13 protein-coding genes and 1 pseudogene are annotated in these 13,349 nt (G+C 73.2%); 6 read left to right on the plus strand and 8 right to left on the minus strand.

The window, feature by feature from the left end; all coding sequences use genetic code 11:
• Nucleotides 1-51 precede the first annotated feature (51 nt).
• Entirely contained in the window at nucleotides 52-429 is a 378-nt protein-coding gene (locus tag ACQP2F_RS30860) for a DUF6582 domain-containing protein (RefSeq protein ID WP_433293539.1), read from the plus strand.
• Nucleotides 430-444: 15 nt separating this feature from the next.
• Here ACQP2F_RS30860 and ACQP2F_RS30865 read toward each other — a convergent pair whose 3' ends face one another.
• Nucleotides 445-1,041 (minus strand): hypothetical protein, encoded by a 597-nt coding sequence (locus ACQP2F_RS30865; RefSeq protein WP_433293541.1) that lies wholly within the window; start codon nucleotides 1,039-1,041, stop codon nucleotides 445-447.
• Between the two features lie 71 nt (nucleotides 1,042-1,112).
• Here ACQP2F_RS30865 and ACQP2F_RS30870 point away from each other — a divergent pair, with 71 nt between their 5' ends.
• Nucleotides 1,113-2,039: a TAXI family TRAP transporter solute-binding subunit gene (locus ACQP2F_RS30870; protein WP_433293544.1), complete on the plus strand. Its 927-nt coding sequence runs from the start codon at nucleotides 1,113-1,115 to the stop codon at nucleotides 2,037-2,039.
• Nucleotides 2,040-2,058: 19 nt separating this feature from the next.
• Here the strand turns inward: ACQP2F_RS30870 and ACQP2F_RS30875 are convergent, their stop codons facing one another.
• Nucleotides 2,059-3,003, minus strand: coding sequence for an acyltransferase domain-containing protein (locus ACQP2F_RS30875; protein ID WP_433293546.1), 945 nt, complete (start codon nucleotides 3,001-3,003; stop codon nucleotides 2,059-2,061).
• A gap of 115 nt (nucleotides 3,004-3,118) precedes the next feature.
• Between ACQP2F_RS30875 and ACQP2F_RS30880 the strand changes: the two genes are divergently transcribed.
• Nucleotides 3,119-3,784, plus strand: coding sequence for an esterase/lipase family protein (locus tag ACQP2F_RS30880; RefSeq protein WP_433293548.1), 666 nt, complete (start codon nucleotides 3,119-3,121; stop codon nucleotides 3,782-3,784).
• A 51-nt stretch (nucleotides 3,785-3,835) separates the two neighbouring features.
• Here the strand turns inward: ACQP2F_RS30880 and ACQP2F_RS30885 are convergent, their stop codons facing one another.
• The gene (locus ACQP2F_RS30885) at nucleotides 3,836-4,300 is read right to left on the minus strand and encodes a DUF1772 domain-containing protein (RefSeq protein ID WP_433293551.1); all 465 of its coding nucleotides are present in this window, start codon (nucleotides 4,298-4,300) and stop codon (nucleotides 3,836-3,838) included.
• Nucleotides 4,301-4,381: 81 nt separating this feature from the next.
• On the opposite strand from ACQP2F_RS30885, the gene ACQP2F_RS30890 reads away from it, so the two are divergent.
• Entirely contained in the window at nucleotides 4,382-5,395 is a 1,014-nt protein-coding gene (locus tag ACQP2F_RS30890) for an AraC family transcriptional regulator (protein ID WP_433293553.1), read from the plus strand.
• Between the two features lie 9 nt (nucleotides 5,396-5,404).
• Here ACQP2F_RS30890 and ACQP2F_RS30895 read toward each other — a convergent pair whose 3' ends face one another.
• The 4 genes from ACQP2F_RS30895 to ACQP2F_RS30910 all read right to left on the minus strand — a co-directional run bounded on the left by ACQP2F_RS30895 (nucleotide 5,405) and on the right by ACQP2F_RS30910 (nucleotide 11,149).
• Complete coding sequence (locus tag ACQP2F_RS30895; RefSeq protein ID WP_433307667.1) at nucleotides 5,405-6,112, minus strand: G5 domain-containing protein; 708 nt, start codon at nucleotides 6,110-6,112, stop codon at nucleotides 5,405-5,407.
• A gap of 136 nt (nucleotides 6,113-6,248) precedes the next feature.
• Entirely contained in the window at nucleotides 6,249-7,667 is a 1,419-nt protein-coding gene (locus ACQP2F_RS30900; RefSeq protein WP_433293555.1) for a sensor histidine kinase, read from the minus strand.
• A gap of 9 nt (nucleotides 7,668-7,676) precedes the next feature.
• On the minus strand, nucleotides 7,677-8,333 hold the full coding sequence (locus tag ACQP2F_RS30905; protein WP_433293557.1) for a response regulator transcription factor: 657 nt from the start codon (nucleotides 8,331-8,333) through the stop codon (nucleotides 7,677-7,679).
• Nucleotides 8,334-8,338: 5 nt separating this feature from the next.
• Nucleotides 8,339-11,149: an FAD-binding and (Fe-S)-binding domain-containing protein gene (locus ACQP2F_RS30910; RefSeq protein ID WP_433293559.1), complete on the minus strand. Its 2,811-nt coding sequence runs from the start codon at nucleotides 11,147-11,149 to the stop codon at nucleotides 8,339-8,341.
• Between the two features lie 111 nt (nucleotides 11,150-11,260).
• Between ACQP2F_RS30910 and ACQP2F_RS30915 the strand changes: the two genes are divergently transcribed.
• Nucleotides 11,261-12,064: an endonuclease/exonuclease/phosphatase family protein gene (locus ACQP2F_RS30915; protein ID WP_433293562.1), complete on the plus strand. Its 804-nt coding sequence runs from the start codon at nucleotides 11,261-11,263 to the stop codon at nucleotides 12,062-12,064.
• Here the strand turns inward: ACQP2F_RS30915 and ACQP2F_RS30920 are convergent.
• On the minus strand, nucleotides 12,025-12,564 hold the full coding sequence (locus tag ACQP2F_RS30920; protein ID WP_433293564.1) for a GNAT family N-acetyltransferase: 540 nt from the start codon (nucleotides 12,562-12,564) through the stop codon (nucleotides 12,025-12,027). The two genes, ACQP2F_RS30915 and ACQP2F_RS30920, sit on opposite strands and share 40 nt — an antisense overlap.
• A 148-nt stretch (nucleotides 12,565-12,712) precedes the next feature.
• Here ACQP2F_RS30920 and ACQP2F_RS30925 point away from each other — a divergent pair.
• Nucleotides 12,713-13,348: pseudogene (locus ACQP2F_RS30925) on the plus strand (DUF427 domain-containing protein); the annotation flags it as partial.
• Nucleotide 13,349: the final 1 nt, after the last annotated feature.

Raw genomic sequence — 13,349 nt, forward strand, 5'->3', positions numbered from 1 at the left:
TCGGAGACGACGCACGGATTGCGATCGCCGGCCGCGGGTAAGTGCTACTCCATGGCTGGACATCAACTGGATGCCGAAGAGCGCAACAAGATGCCGGACAGCGAGTTCGCGTTTCCGCGCGTCCGCAAGGAACCGCTCAGCGACGCCCGGCACGTACGCAACGCGATCGCCCGCTTCGACCAGGTGCGCGACGTGAGCGACAAGGAGCGGGACGAGGCCTTCCGCCGGATCAAGAAGGCCGCCGCCAAGTACGGCGTGGAGATGACCGAGAGCCGCTGGCAGGAGCTGGGCAAGCCGTCGGCCGGCCGGAAGTCGTCGGACAAGGCCAAGAGCAAGCAGCAGCTCTACAACGAGGCCAAGGCCAAGAAGATCGAGGGCCGCTCGCACATGACCAAGGCCGAGCTGGAGCAGGCGCTGGCCCGCTCCTAGACGGACCTCTCGCGGCTACGCGGCCGACAGGGCGCCCCGCAGCGGTACGGCGACCATGAAGCACCCGGGCCGGCGGGAGACCTCGGTGTCCTCCCCGATCAGGCGCGCCGCGCGGACCAGCATCGCCGCCATCTCCTGGTCGCCGGTCCGCACCCACAGCAGGTCCCCGCGACGGCGCCGGCCGCCGGCCAGCAGGGCCGCCCGCCACGCCGCGTGGGCGAGGGTCACGCGCTGGGCGTGCCGCCGCGAGGACGCGCCCAGGGCCTCGGCGCTCAGCAGCGCCTGCCGGCCCTGACGCCAGGCCGCCGCCGTCATCCGGGCGACGGCCATCCGCTGTGCCCCGGGCACCAGCACCCGGTGCAGGTCGTAGCGCCGCCGACCGCCCCCGGTGCGACTCTCCCGGTCGGCGGCGCACCCCAACCCGGTAAGCAACAACGTCAGCCGTGTCGCGGCGTCCCCGTGGTCGAACTCGGCCACCGTGTCGCCGATCAGCGGCGCGGTTCGCTGCCTGGCGGCCGGCCGGACATCGGCGCAGCGCAGCAGACAGGCCGATTCGAACGCGGCGGGCAACGCGCCGGCGAGCACGATGTCGCGTACCGGATCGTGGTCCATCCCGATACCGTGGGCGATGGGCCCGTTCGGCGGGTACCTCCGGCTCGCGGATTTGAGGGAAACTTGCGCAGGTGACGCTCCGGAGCCCATCGCGTCGCGCCTTCCTCGCCGGGGTGATCTCGCTGGCGGTCGCGGGCTGCGCCGTCCGCAAGCCGCCGCATCGGCGGGTCCGCATCGCGACCGGCAGCCCGACGGCGGTCTACTACGCGATCGGCTCGGCGTTCGCCCGCGTCATCGAGCAGGACCTGCCCGGCGCCGACGCCAGTGTGCTGGTCACCGCCGCCTCGGCCGAGAACGTTCAGCTGGTCTCGGCGGGCCGCGCCGAGGTCGGCTTCAGCCAGGCGGACGTGCTGGTCTCCGGCGGGGTTCCGGCGCCGTCGATGGCGGCGCTGGCCCGGGTGTACGACGACCTGCTGCACCTGGTCGTGCGGGCGACCGGGCCGATACACGCCCTCGAGGACCTCCGCGGGCGCCGGGTGTCGGTGGGCGCGCAGGGGTCCGGGACGGTGGTCACCGTGCAGCGCCTGTTCGCCGTGGCCGGCCTGGCCGGGGTCGACCAGCAGAAGCTCAACCTCGACGACTCGGTGGCGGCGCTGCTGGCCGACGACATCGACGGCTTCTTCTTCTCCGGCGGCCTGCCGGTGACCGGCATCAAGGAGCTGACCGGCCGGGCCTCGGTGCGCATCGTCGACCTGTCCAAGTGGGCGAGCGGCCTGCGCAAGGCGTACAGCGACGTGTACGTGGTGCGCGACGTGCCGGTCTCCGCGTACGGGACGACGGCCGTCGCCACCATCGCCGTGCCCAACCTGCTGGTCGTCGCGTCGTCGATGGACGACGACCTCGCCTTCGATCTGACCCGCCTGCTGATGGAGCGCCGCGACGTGCTGGCGGCCGCCCACCCGGCCGCCGAGCGCCTCGACTCCCGCTCGGCCATCTCGACGTTGCCGGTGCCGCTGCATCCGGGCGCGGCCCGCTACTACCGCTCGATCAAACCGTGACGCCCGGCTCCGGCCTCGCTCAGATCGGGAAGCGACCCCGCCGCCACCGCCAGTGACCGCCCGCCTTCAGGTGGTCGATGACCGCCCGCTGCAGGACCGTGCCGCGCGGCAGCTGGTCGAGCGGCGTGGACAGCGTGCGGAACACGAACCGCCGCACCTCGACGTCGGCGTCCAGCCCCTCCGGCTCCTCGTACGGCTCGAGCTCGAACCGCCGCTGGAACCGGATGATGTTCGACTCCGCGGGGAGATAGTCGCGCAGCTGCGGGTCGAGCAGCCACGAACCGCACGCGAACGACGTGTACCGCTCGTCCGGGAAGTGGCGCGGGAAGAACGCGCGCGCCTCGTCGAGCGACGCGTCGATGGACTCCGGGGTCAGCGGCCCGGCGTCCGGGATGTGCAGGTCGATGGCGCCGGCGCCGCGCTGGTGCTGGAGCCGGCCGAGCTCGTAGAGGCCGCCGCGCGCGTGCAGCGTCAGCCAGGCCTGCATCACCGGCCAGCCCTCGCGGTTCATCCGCCGGTCGACGGCGAGGTTGCGCCCGAGGTCGGCCAGCGTCGCCCAGGACACCTCGTCGGCGATGCCGTGCGCACGGTGGTAGGCCCGGACCTCCTCGACCAGCGAGAGGTACGCGTAGACGTAGAGATGCCGCCAGGCCGGGCCCCGATCGCGCGGCAGCTCCGGCCCCGGCGCCAGCCAGCCGTAGCCCCCGAGATCGGCGCGGACCAGCGCGACCGAGCGGTCGAGCAGCCAGCGCAGCTCCGGCGTCCACAACGGAGAGCCGGCGTCGGGCCAGCCCGCCATGATCTCGGCGGCGTCGTCCGGCCGCACCGCCAGCCGGTCGAGCAGCGCGGGGGCGCCGGCCTTGCCGGGCAGCGGCGCCGACGGCCGGTCACCCGCGAGCCTCTGCACCCGGGCGACTTCCTCGACGGGCACGGCGAGCCGGGCGGCGATGTCCTGCGGATCCACGCGGGCGACCATACCGGCAACCACGGCGGCGCGGCGACGGGCCGGTGATTTCGCCGATGCGCGGGACCCATTTTTGCACTGACGATGCAAGGACCCCGAACGCCTTGGAGGTTCCATGCGTCGTCTCGTCGTCCTCCTCACCGCCGTGCTGACCGCGCTCACGCTCGGCCCGGTCCGGCCCGCCGCCGCCGCGCCCGGCACGCCGGTGATCTTCGTGCACGGCTACACCGGCAGCGCTTCGAACTGGACCACCGCCATGTCGGTGTTCCGGGCCGGCGGCTATTCGAGCAGCGAGCTGTTCGCGTACGAGTACAACTCGTACGGCAACAACATCACCAACGCGCAGGGCCTGGCGAGCTACGTCAGCCAGGTGCGGGCCCGCACCGGCGCGGCCCAGGTCGACATCGTCAACCACTCGATGGGCGGCCTGGTCAGCCTCTGGTACCTCAAGCAGCTGGGCGGCGCGCAATACGTGCGGCATCTGGCGTCGATCGCCGGGGCCAACCACGGCACCACGTACGCGAGCGCCTGCCTCGCCTTCGTGACCTGCCAGCAGATGTATCCCGGCTCGTCGTTCATCACCACGCTCAGCGCCGGTGACGAGACGCCGGGCAGCACCCGGTACGCGACCTGGTACTCCCCCTGCGACGGCATCATCATCCCCTACACGAGCACGGTCCTGAGCGGCGCCACCAACAACTACGTGGCCTGCCAGACCCACATCGGCTACCTGACCGACACCGTCACGCTCACCCGGGTCCGATCGTTCCTGGCCGGCTGACACGGGCCACCCGGCGGAGGGGCCGCGCGTCCGGGGAGGGCGCGCGGCTCCTCAGTGCCGGCGGATCGCGCCGGCCAGCAGCACGGCGCAGCCGGCCAGGCAGAGGATCGTCCGGGCGTGGTTGGCCGGGTCCCACGCGGCCAGGTACCGGTCCCAGGTGATCGTGCCGGCCTCGAGCCGGTCGTTCAGCGGCACGTTGACCGCGGCGGTGACGCCGAGCGCGCCCACGATGGTCAGGATCGCGCCGAGCAGCAGCCCTCCGGCACCGGGCCGCGACCAGGTGCTGAGGGCCCGCACGATCGTCGCGACGCACAGTATCGAGACGCCGAACAGGGCGATCATCAGTGGCGGCCGCTGGGCGGTGACGTTGATCGAGCGCATCGCGGCCGCGCCGGCCGGGGCCGGCAGCCGGTGCAGGCCGCTCATGACGAACGCGGAGAAGGCGAAGAACACCCCGGCGAGCAGGCCGCTCCCGACGGTGGTGGCGGCGGTGAGAACTTCCCAGGAACGAGTCATGACTCCATGTCACCGCGGACCGGTGAGCCTTTCCATGCGGCAGGCACCCGATTCCATACGCGAGCGTCTACGCTGTCCCGCATGGATCCGGTCGGCGGCCTGCTCGACCCGCGGGCGCGGGGCGCGTTCCTCCTGCGGTCGCTGCTGTCGGCGCCGTGGTCGATGCGGATCGAGGACGAGGCGCCGCTGACCCTGGTCGCGGTCGTGCGCGGGTCGGCGCACCTCGACGTGGGCAGCTCGGCGCGCCTCGACGCGGGCGGGTCGGCGCACCTCGACGCGGGCGGGTCGGCGCACCTCGACGCGGGCGCGTCGGCGACCGGGATCCTGCCGGGCGACGTGGCTCTTGTGCGCGGCCCGGCGCCGTACCGGGTGGCCGACTCCCCCGCCACCGCGCCGCAGGTGGTGATCGGGCCCGACCAGGTGTGCCGGCCGATTCCGGGTGCGACCGGGCGGCCGATGGGACCGCTCGGGCTGCGGTCGTGGGGCAACGACCCCGAGGGCGGCACGATACTGCTCACCGGCACCTACCATTCGCCGGCCGAGATCAGCCGGTCGCTGCTGGCGGCGCTGCCGGAGCTGGTGGTGCTGCGGCCGGGCGAGTGGGACTCCGGGCTGATCGGGCACGTCATCCGCGAGGTCGACCGGGACGCGCCGGGCCAGGAGGTGGTTCTCGACCGGCTCCTCGACCTGGTGCTGATCACCGCCGTACGCACCTGGCTGTCCCGCCCGGAAGCGCACCCGCCGCGCTGGTACACCGCCCAGGACGACCCGATCGTCGGGGCCGCCCTGGCCCGCATCCACGCCCGGCCCGACCGCCCCTGGACGGTCGCCTCCCTGGCCGCCGAGGCCCGCTGCTCGCGGGCGGCGCTGGCCCGGCGGTTCGCCGAGCTCGTGGGCGTCCCGCCGATGACCTACCTGACCGAGTGGCGCCTCTCCTGCGCCGCCGACATGCTCATGCGCAGCGACGCGACGCTGGAGAAGATCGCCCGCGACGTGGGCTACGGCAGCCCGTTCGCGCTCAGCGCCGCGTTCAAGCGGGTGCGCGGGGTGTCACCACGCGAGCTGCGCGCGAACGCACTCCGCCAAGCCGGTTGAGCCGGCCGATCAGCTGTCGCACGCCACCCCGTCGCCGTCGCGGTCGAGGTCGTACGGGTCGCTGCCGATGACCTGGATCGGCCCGTCGACGTAGACGGGACCGTTGCCGCTGCCGCCCGCGCAGTCGACGTCGCTGGCGATCGGGACGCACGGGCTGTAGTTGGGGTTGCAGCCGTCGCCCGCCTGCTTGGTGCCGATGGCGATCACCTTGGTGACCGGCTTCCTGGTGACGACCGAGGAGATCTGCTTGCGGGCGGTCTCCTCGCCGTCGGTCAGCGTTACCTGGTACGTGATGGTCCGCACCCCGTTCACGCCCTTCACCCGCACCTTGGTCTTCCCCTCCGCCAGCGAGTCGTCCTCGACCTCGCGCGTGCCGTAGGGGATGGACTTCGTCTGCTTGACCGTCTTCGTGGTGACGACGGGAGCCGCGGTCGTGGGATCGGTCGCCGCGGGGTCGGTCGCGGCCGGGTCGGTGGTGGCCGCGGTCGCCGCCGGGTCGGTCGCGGCCGTCTCCTCGACCGACGGGGACGCGGAGGCGTCGCCGAGCAGCGGATCGGCGGCCGGCTCGTCCGCCGCCGTCGTCGTCACGGTCTGCGACGTGCCGGTGAGCGTCTCGTTCTTCGAGTCGCCGGTGACCAGGCCGATGCCGAGGAGCCCGCCGCAGCACGCGAGCAGGAACGCCCCGGCGATGGCCCCGGTTCGCTGCAAGGGGTTCATGCGCGACCAGAGACCCGGCCGGGACGGGGGAGGCTGCGGTGGCCAGGGGTGCTGCTGGGGTGCCTGATATGTCACCGGGTCAGTCTCGGCAGACGGCCGGCGCCGGACCACGGCCGTTCGGCCAGTAAGCGTTCGACTACGGGTGCGATACGTCTGACGAAACGTCCGGGGACGCGGGCGGGGGCAGCCAGATGCGCGCCTCGAGGCCGCCGCCGCCGGCGGCGGGTGCCAGCGTGAAGCGGCCACCCGAGGCCTCGATCAACACGGTCACGATGGACAGGCCCAGACCCGCGCCGTCGACGTTCTGCGCGTCGGGCGCCCGCCAGAAGCGCTCGGTGGCCAGGCGGCACTGCTCCTCGGTCATTCCCGGCCCGGAGTCGCGCACCGACACCACCACACCGCCGTCCGACGGCGCGGCCGCCACCTCGACCCGCCCGCCGGCCGGGGTGAACTTGAGCGCGTTGTCGATCAGGGCGTCCAGTGACTGGTCGAGCGCGGTCGGTACGGCGCAGGCCGGCAGCTTCACGCCGGCATCGGGGTCGGGGGCGGACACCGACGTCACCAGCTCGATGCCGCGGCGGGACGTGAGCGGGCGCCAGGCCTCGGCCCGCTCCTCGACCAGCGCGGCCGCGTCGATCTCGATCACGCGGTGCTGGCCTCGTTCGGCGCGGGCCAGGGCCAGCAACCCGTCGAGCACGTCGGCCAACCGGTCGGTCTCGGCCAGCGCGATCTCGTGATCGGCGCGCGCCTGCGGGTCGGCCAGGTCGCCGCCCAGGTCCTCCATGCGCAGGCGCAGCACCGTGAGCGGGTTGCGCAGCTGGTGGCTCGCGTGCGCGACGAACGAGCGCTGCCGTTCCATCGACTCGGCGACCGCGTCGGCCATCTCGTTGAAGCTCGCCGACAGCCGGCGCAGCTCGGGCGGCCCGAGGCCGGGCTGCACCCGGGCGGCGCTGTCCCCGGCCGCGATCTCGTGGGCGGCCGCGTCGAGCCGGGTCACCGGCCGCAGCACCCAGCCGGCCAGGCGGTGGGCGGTGACCAGGCAGGCGGCCACCGCGAGCAGGCCGCCGAGGCCGAGCACCAGCCAGCTCAGCGTCACCACCCGGCGGCTGTGCCCGGTCGGCGACGCGGTCAGCACGATGCCGAGCACGGCGCCGCCGTCGCTGACCGGGACAGCGACGATCAACGGGCGGCTCTGCCACGGCCACAGCGTCTCGGGGGTGCCCACCTGGCGTCCGGCCAGCGCGGCGCGGATGGCCAGGCCGGCGTCGCGGACCGGCGGGCCGAAGTCGCTGAGCACCCGCTGGTCCTGGTCGACGACCATGGTTGCGATGCCGTACAGGTCGGTGTAGCGGTGCAGCTCGTCCCGCAACGACTCGAGCTCGCCGCTGCGCAGGGCGGGCGCGGCCAGCGAGGCGAAGCGGGTGGCGTCGGCGAGCCGGTCGGCCTCGACCCGCTCGGTCTCGCGGGTGGTCAGCGCGACGGCGAGCGGCAGCTCCAGGGCCAGCAGGACCATGCACAGCAGCAACACGTACGTGCCGACCAGCCGGTTGCGCACCACACCCTCCTATTCGGTGCGCAAGCGGTAGCCCACGCCCCGGACGGTCTCCACCAGCTCGGGCCGGCCCAGCTTGTTGCGCAGCGACGCCACGTGCACCTCCAGCGTGTGCTTGCCCGACCAGGTCGTCTGCCAGACGTCGAGCAGGATGCGCTCGCGGGACAACGCGACGCCGGGCTGCCGGGCCAGCGAGGCCAGCACGTCGAACTCCTTGCGGGTCAGGACGACCGGCGCGTCGTCGACGTGCACCGTGCGGGCGGCCAGGTCGAGGCGCAGCGGCCCGGTCTCGACCACCTCGCGCGGCGGCGCCTGGCGAACCGTGCGGCGCAGCAGGGCCTCGATGCGGGCCTGGAGCTCGGCCATCGAGAACGGCTTCACTACGTAGTCGTCGGCGCCGACCCGCAGGCCGGTGACCCGGTCGCGCTCCTCGCCGCGGGCGGTGACGGCGATGATGCCCAGGTGTTCGCTGCGCGCCCGCAGCTGCCGGCACACGTCGACGCCGTCGCCGTCGGGCAGGTTGAGGTCGAGCAGCACGAGATCGCACGGCGCCGCGGCGAGGGCCGCCGTCGCGGTGGCGGCATGCTCCACCTCGTACCCCCGGCGCTGCAGCATCGAGGTCATCACCGCGCTGACCCGGCGGTCGTCCTCGACGAGCAGGATTCGCATGCCGCTCAGCTTCTCAGCTTCGTCGCCAGCAACTCCACCAGATGTTTGCCGGGCACGCCGGCCAGGTCGTCGGCCTGGGTGCGGCAGGAGAACCCGTCGGCCAGGAAGACGTCACCCTCGCCCGCCTGGCGCAGGGCCGGCAGCAGCTGCTGCTCGGCGACCTGCACCGACACCTCGTAGTGGCCACGCTCGACGCCGAAGTTGCCGGCCAGCCCGCAGCACCCGCCGAGCCGCACCACCTTGGCGCCCGCGCGCTTGAGCAGCTTGGCGTCGGCCTCCCAGCCCATCACGGCGTGGTGGTGGCAGTGCGGCTGGGCGATCACCTTCAGGCCGTCCAACGACGGCGGCTCCCACCCGGGCGTACGGGCGAGCAGCTCCGCGATCGTGACGGTGGCCGCGCTGACCTTCCTGGCCGCCTCGGTGTCGATCAGCTCGGGCAGGTCGCCGCGCAGCACGCCGGTGCAGGACGGCTCGAGCCCGACGATCGGCACACCGTTCTCCGCCGCCTCGGCCAGCTGGTCGACGGTCCGGCCGAGGATGCGCTTGGCCGCGTCGAGCTGCCCGGTCGAGATCCAGGTGAGGCCGCAGCAGCCCTCGCGCGTGGTGATCCGCGGGGCGTAGCCGGCGGCGGTCAGCACCTCGACCGCGGCCTGGGCGATCTCGGGCGAGAAGTGGTCGGTGAAGCTGTCGACGAACAGGACGACCGGTTTGCCGGTCTTCTTGTTCTGGCGTGAGAACCATGCCCGGAATGTCTGGTCAGCGAACTTCGGGATGCTGCGCCGGGCGTCGACTCCGGCCAGCGCCAGGGCCACTCCCCGCAGACCGGGCAAAGTGGTCATCCGATTGGCCAGGCGGGGCATCCGCGCGGCCAGGCGGGACCAGCGCGGGAGCCAGCCGAGCGAGTAGTGCGACCTCGGCCGTACCCGCCGCTTGTAGCTCTGGTGCAGCACCTCGGCCTTGTAGGCCGCCATGTCGATCCCGGTCGGGCAGTCGCTCGCGCATCCCTTGCAGGACAAACAAAGATCAAGCGCATCGTGTACGGCGGGCGCGCGCCAGCCCGGGGCGAGATCGCCGTCGAGCATCTCCTGCAGGACCCGCGCGCGGCCCCGGGTCGAGTCCTTCTCGTTCCTGGTCGCCAGGTAGGACGGGCACATCACGCCGCCGAGCGCCGTGGTGTCGGCGCGGCACTTGCCGACCCCGGTGCAGCGGTGCACCGCCTGGTTGAAGTCGCCGTGGTCGGCGTGGTAGGCCAGCGCCAGCCTGGTCGTGACCGGGCGGGCCTGGGCGACCCGGATGTTGGCGTCGACCGGGTCGGGGTCGACCAGGTTGCCGGGGTTGAGCAGGTTGGCGGGGTCGAAGGTGTGCTTGATCCGGCGGAACAGCCCGATCGCGGCCGGCGAGTACATCCGGGTGAGCAGTTCGCTGCGGGCGCGGCCGTCGCCGTGCTCACCGGAGAGCGAGCCGCCGTAGCCGACCACGAGATCGGCCGCCTCCTCGAGGAACGCTCGGAACTTGGCCGGCCCGCCGGGCTTGTCGAGCGGGAAGTCCAGGCGCACGTGCACGCAGCCGTCGCCCAGATGCCCGTACGGCATGACGGAAAGCTCGTGCCGCGCGCAGAGGGCGTCGAAGTCCCGCAGATAGGCCCCGATCTTCGCGGGCGGAACCGCCGCGTCCTCCCAGCCACCGTGGGCGGGAAGGCCGGAGGGCGCCCGGCCGGCCAGCCCGGCGCCGTCCTCGCGGATCCGCCACAGCGGCGCGGCCGCCACCGGGTCCTCGACGATCAGGGTGTCCACCGCGCCGGCCGTCGCCGCCAGCTTCTCCGCCTGAGCCCGCGCCTCGTCGAGGTCGTCCCCGGCGATCTCCACCATGAGCCAGGCCTTACCGCCCGGAAGCGGCGGCACGGCGCCCGGCCCGCGACGGCTGCGCACCACGTCACAGATGCGTGAGTCGATGCCCTCGCAGGCGGTCGGCTTGAACTCGAGGATGCCCGGGACGGCGTCGCCGGCGGCGCCGAAGTCGGGGTACCCCAGAACCACCAGAACCCGATATTTCGGATCTGCGACGAGGCGGACCGTGGCCTCGGTGACCACGGCCAGGGTGCCCTCGCTGCCGACCAGGAACTCGGTGAGGTTGAACCCGCGTTCCGGGAGCAGGTGCTCGACCGCGTAGCCGGAGACCTGGCGGCCGAAGCGCGCGAACTCGGTCCGGCCGGTCTTGAGGTTGTCGTTGATCACGTCCTTGAGCCCGGCGACGATCTTGTCGGCGCCGGTGGTGCGCCGGCCGTCGGTGATCAACCGCTCGCCGTCGATGGTGAGCGCGCTGAGGCCGGCGACGTTGTCGGAGGTGCGGCCGTAGCCGAGCGTGCGCGACCCGCACGAGTTGTTGCCGATCATGCCGCCGATCGTGCAGCGGGTGTGCGTCGACGGATCCGGGCCGAAGCGCAGCCCGTGCGGCCGGGCGGCGGCCTGCAGGACGGCCTGGACCGTGCCGGCCTGCACCCGGGCGGTCCGGGTCGCGGGGTCGAGCTCGAGCACCTGGTTCAGGTGGCGGCTGAAGTCGAGCACGACGCCGGGGCCGATCGCGTTGCCGGCCACCGACGTGCCGGCGCCGCGGGCCGTGATCGGAACGCCGAGCTCCCGGGCGACGGCCAGCGTGGCCAGCACGTCCTCGTCGTGGCGGGGACGGACGACGGTCTGCGGGACCACCCGGTAGAGGGAGGCGTCGGAGGCGTACATCGAGCGGTTGGTCGCGTCGTCCAGCACGTCGGCGATGCCCGCCCGGCGCAGCCGGCGCACCAGCTCACTCGGCTCACTCATGGTCCCGAGATTACCGAGCGGTCCGGCGCGGCCATCGGCCGCACCAGCTAGCTACCGGGCTGCGACCGGCTTTGCCTGCGCTCGCCGGCGCCGGCGACCGACTTACCCGGCATGCGAATCCGGCTGGTCCTCACGCTGCTGCTCGCCGCCGTCGTGGCCGCGCTGCCCGGCGCCGCGCCCGTCCAGGCGTACCGCCCGGCGCTGCGGGCGCTGACCTTCAACGCGTGCGGCAACGTCTGCCGCTACGGCGAGGTGGGGATGACCTCGGCCAACATCGCCTACCAGGCCCGCAACCTCAAGGCCCAGATCGTCATGCTCCAGGAGCTGTGCTACTCGCAGTTCCTGAGCATCCGGGCCCGGCTCGCGCCCTACGGCTACACCGCCGCGTTCGGCACCGCCTCGGTCGGCGGCAAGTGCGACAACGACGACCACCAGCACGGCGAGGCGTTCGGCGTGGCGATCCTGGCCCGCGGGACGATCCTTTCCCGGTACGCGCACCGCATGCCCAGCCCCGACCGGTCCCAGGCCGAGGGGCGGGTGCTGCTGGCCGCCAACGTGCGCCTGCCCGGCCGGTCGCTGTTCGTCGTCACCACCCACACGGCCCACAGCGGCGAGAACCGGGTCGCCCAGATCGCGGCCCTGCGGCGCTGGATCACCCCGTACGCCCGGTCCCGTCCCGTGCTCTTCGGCGGCGACCTCAACCTGCCGCCGGACAGCACCGACCTGGACGGCTTCTACCAGTCGTTCGGCGAGGCCGACGACAGCCGCGACCACCCGCTGGCGACGTTCCAGCCCTTCCCCCAGCGCAAAATCGACTACCTCTTCGGCAGCAACGGCCACCTCGCCCCGGCCGGCGCCGGCCGGGTCTGCGGCGGCTACTCCGACCACTGCATGTACCTGGGCTCCTTCCGCTGACCGCCGCCCGCCGCCGGAAGTGACTTGACGTAGTACACCAGCGTCCACGTCCACCCCGGCCGGTGTTCCCGGCCGGTCTCGCGGTAGCCGAGTGCTTCGTAGAACGCCATCGCCTCCGGCTGGTTGGTCGCCGTGTCAAGGTGGGCCGAGGTCCGGCCGGCCGCGGCCGCCCGCCGCTCCAGCTCGCTCATCAGCGCACGTCCGACGCCCTGCCGGCGGGTTGCCGGATGGACCCGCACGCGGAGGATCTCGGCGCCGGAGCCGCCGTCGGGGCGGTAGCCGCCCATGCCGACGACAGCGCCGCCCCGCTCGACGACGAGGAACTCGCCGCCCACCGCCAGGAAGCTCCGCTCGACGTCGGCCAGATCGGGGAAGCCGGCCGGCGACACGGTCGCCGGCGGCAGCGGGACCGGGACGGCCGGATCGGCCGTCTCGCCGATGTTGGGCAGGGCGTTCAGCGCCCACAACGTCCCGGCGTCGGTGTCGCGAAATCTCCGCACGCTGATCACCCCGCCGACCCTGCGCCGGCAGCGGCACCGGCGCCAGCGAATATCGGGTGGCGCGAGTCGCGAATCCGATGAAACGTGACCGGGCGCGGGTGCGGCGGCCAGACTTGCCGGCATGAGCGTTCAGGTCGGTGACGAGATGATGCGGCTGTTGGGCGTGCTGCGGCACGAGCCGACGGAGAAGTGGGTCCGCGCCCGGCTCGGCGGCCGGCTCGTGGCCGACAGCCGGGCCGCGCTGCTGCTGTGGGAGCCGCGCCGCATCGTGCCCACCTATGCCGTGCCGGCCGGGGACGTCCGGGCCGAGCTCGTACCGGCCGGGCCGGCTCCGGAGAGCGACGCGCCGGTGCTGCACCCCGGCATCCCTTTCGCCGCGCACTCCACGCCCGGGCAGGCGTACGACGTCCGCGTCGGTGACGACGTCCGCGAGCGCGCCGCGTTCCGCCCGGAGGACGCCGACCTCGCCGGGCATATCGTGTTCGACTTCGGGGCGTTCGACTGGACCGAGGAGGACGAGCCGGTCTTCTCGCACCCGCGTGACCCGTTCTCCCGGGTCGACGCGCGTCGCAGCAGCCGGCACGTCCGCATCGAGCGGGACGGCGTGCTGCTCGCCGAGTCGCACCGCCCGACGCTGGTGTTCGAGACGAAGCTGTACCCGCGGTTCTACCTGCCGCGCGAGGACATCCGGGCCGACGTCCTGCCCAGCGACATGGTGACGGCCTGCCCGTACAAGGGCCGCGCCGCGTATCTGTCGTTCGCGGTGGGCGAGAACCTGGCCTGGA

The sequence above is a fragment of the Actinoplanes sp. CA-030573 genome (assembly GCF_050951115.1).
Lineage (GTDB): Bacteria > Actinomycetota > Actinomycetes > Mycobacteriales > Micromonosporaceae > Actinoplanes.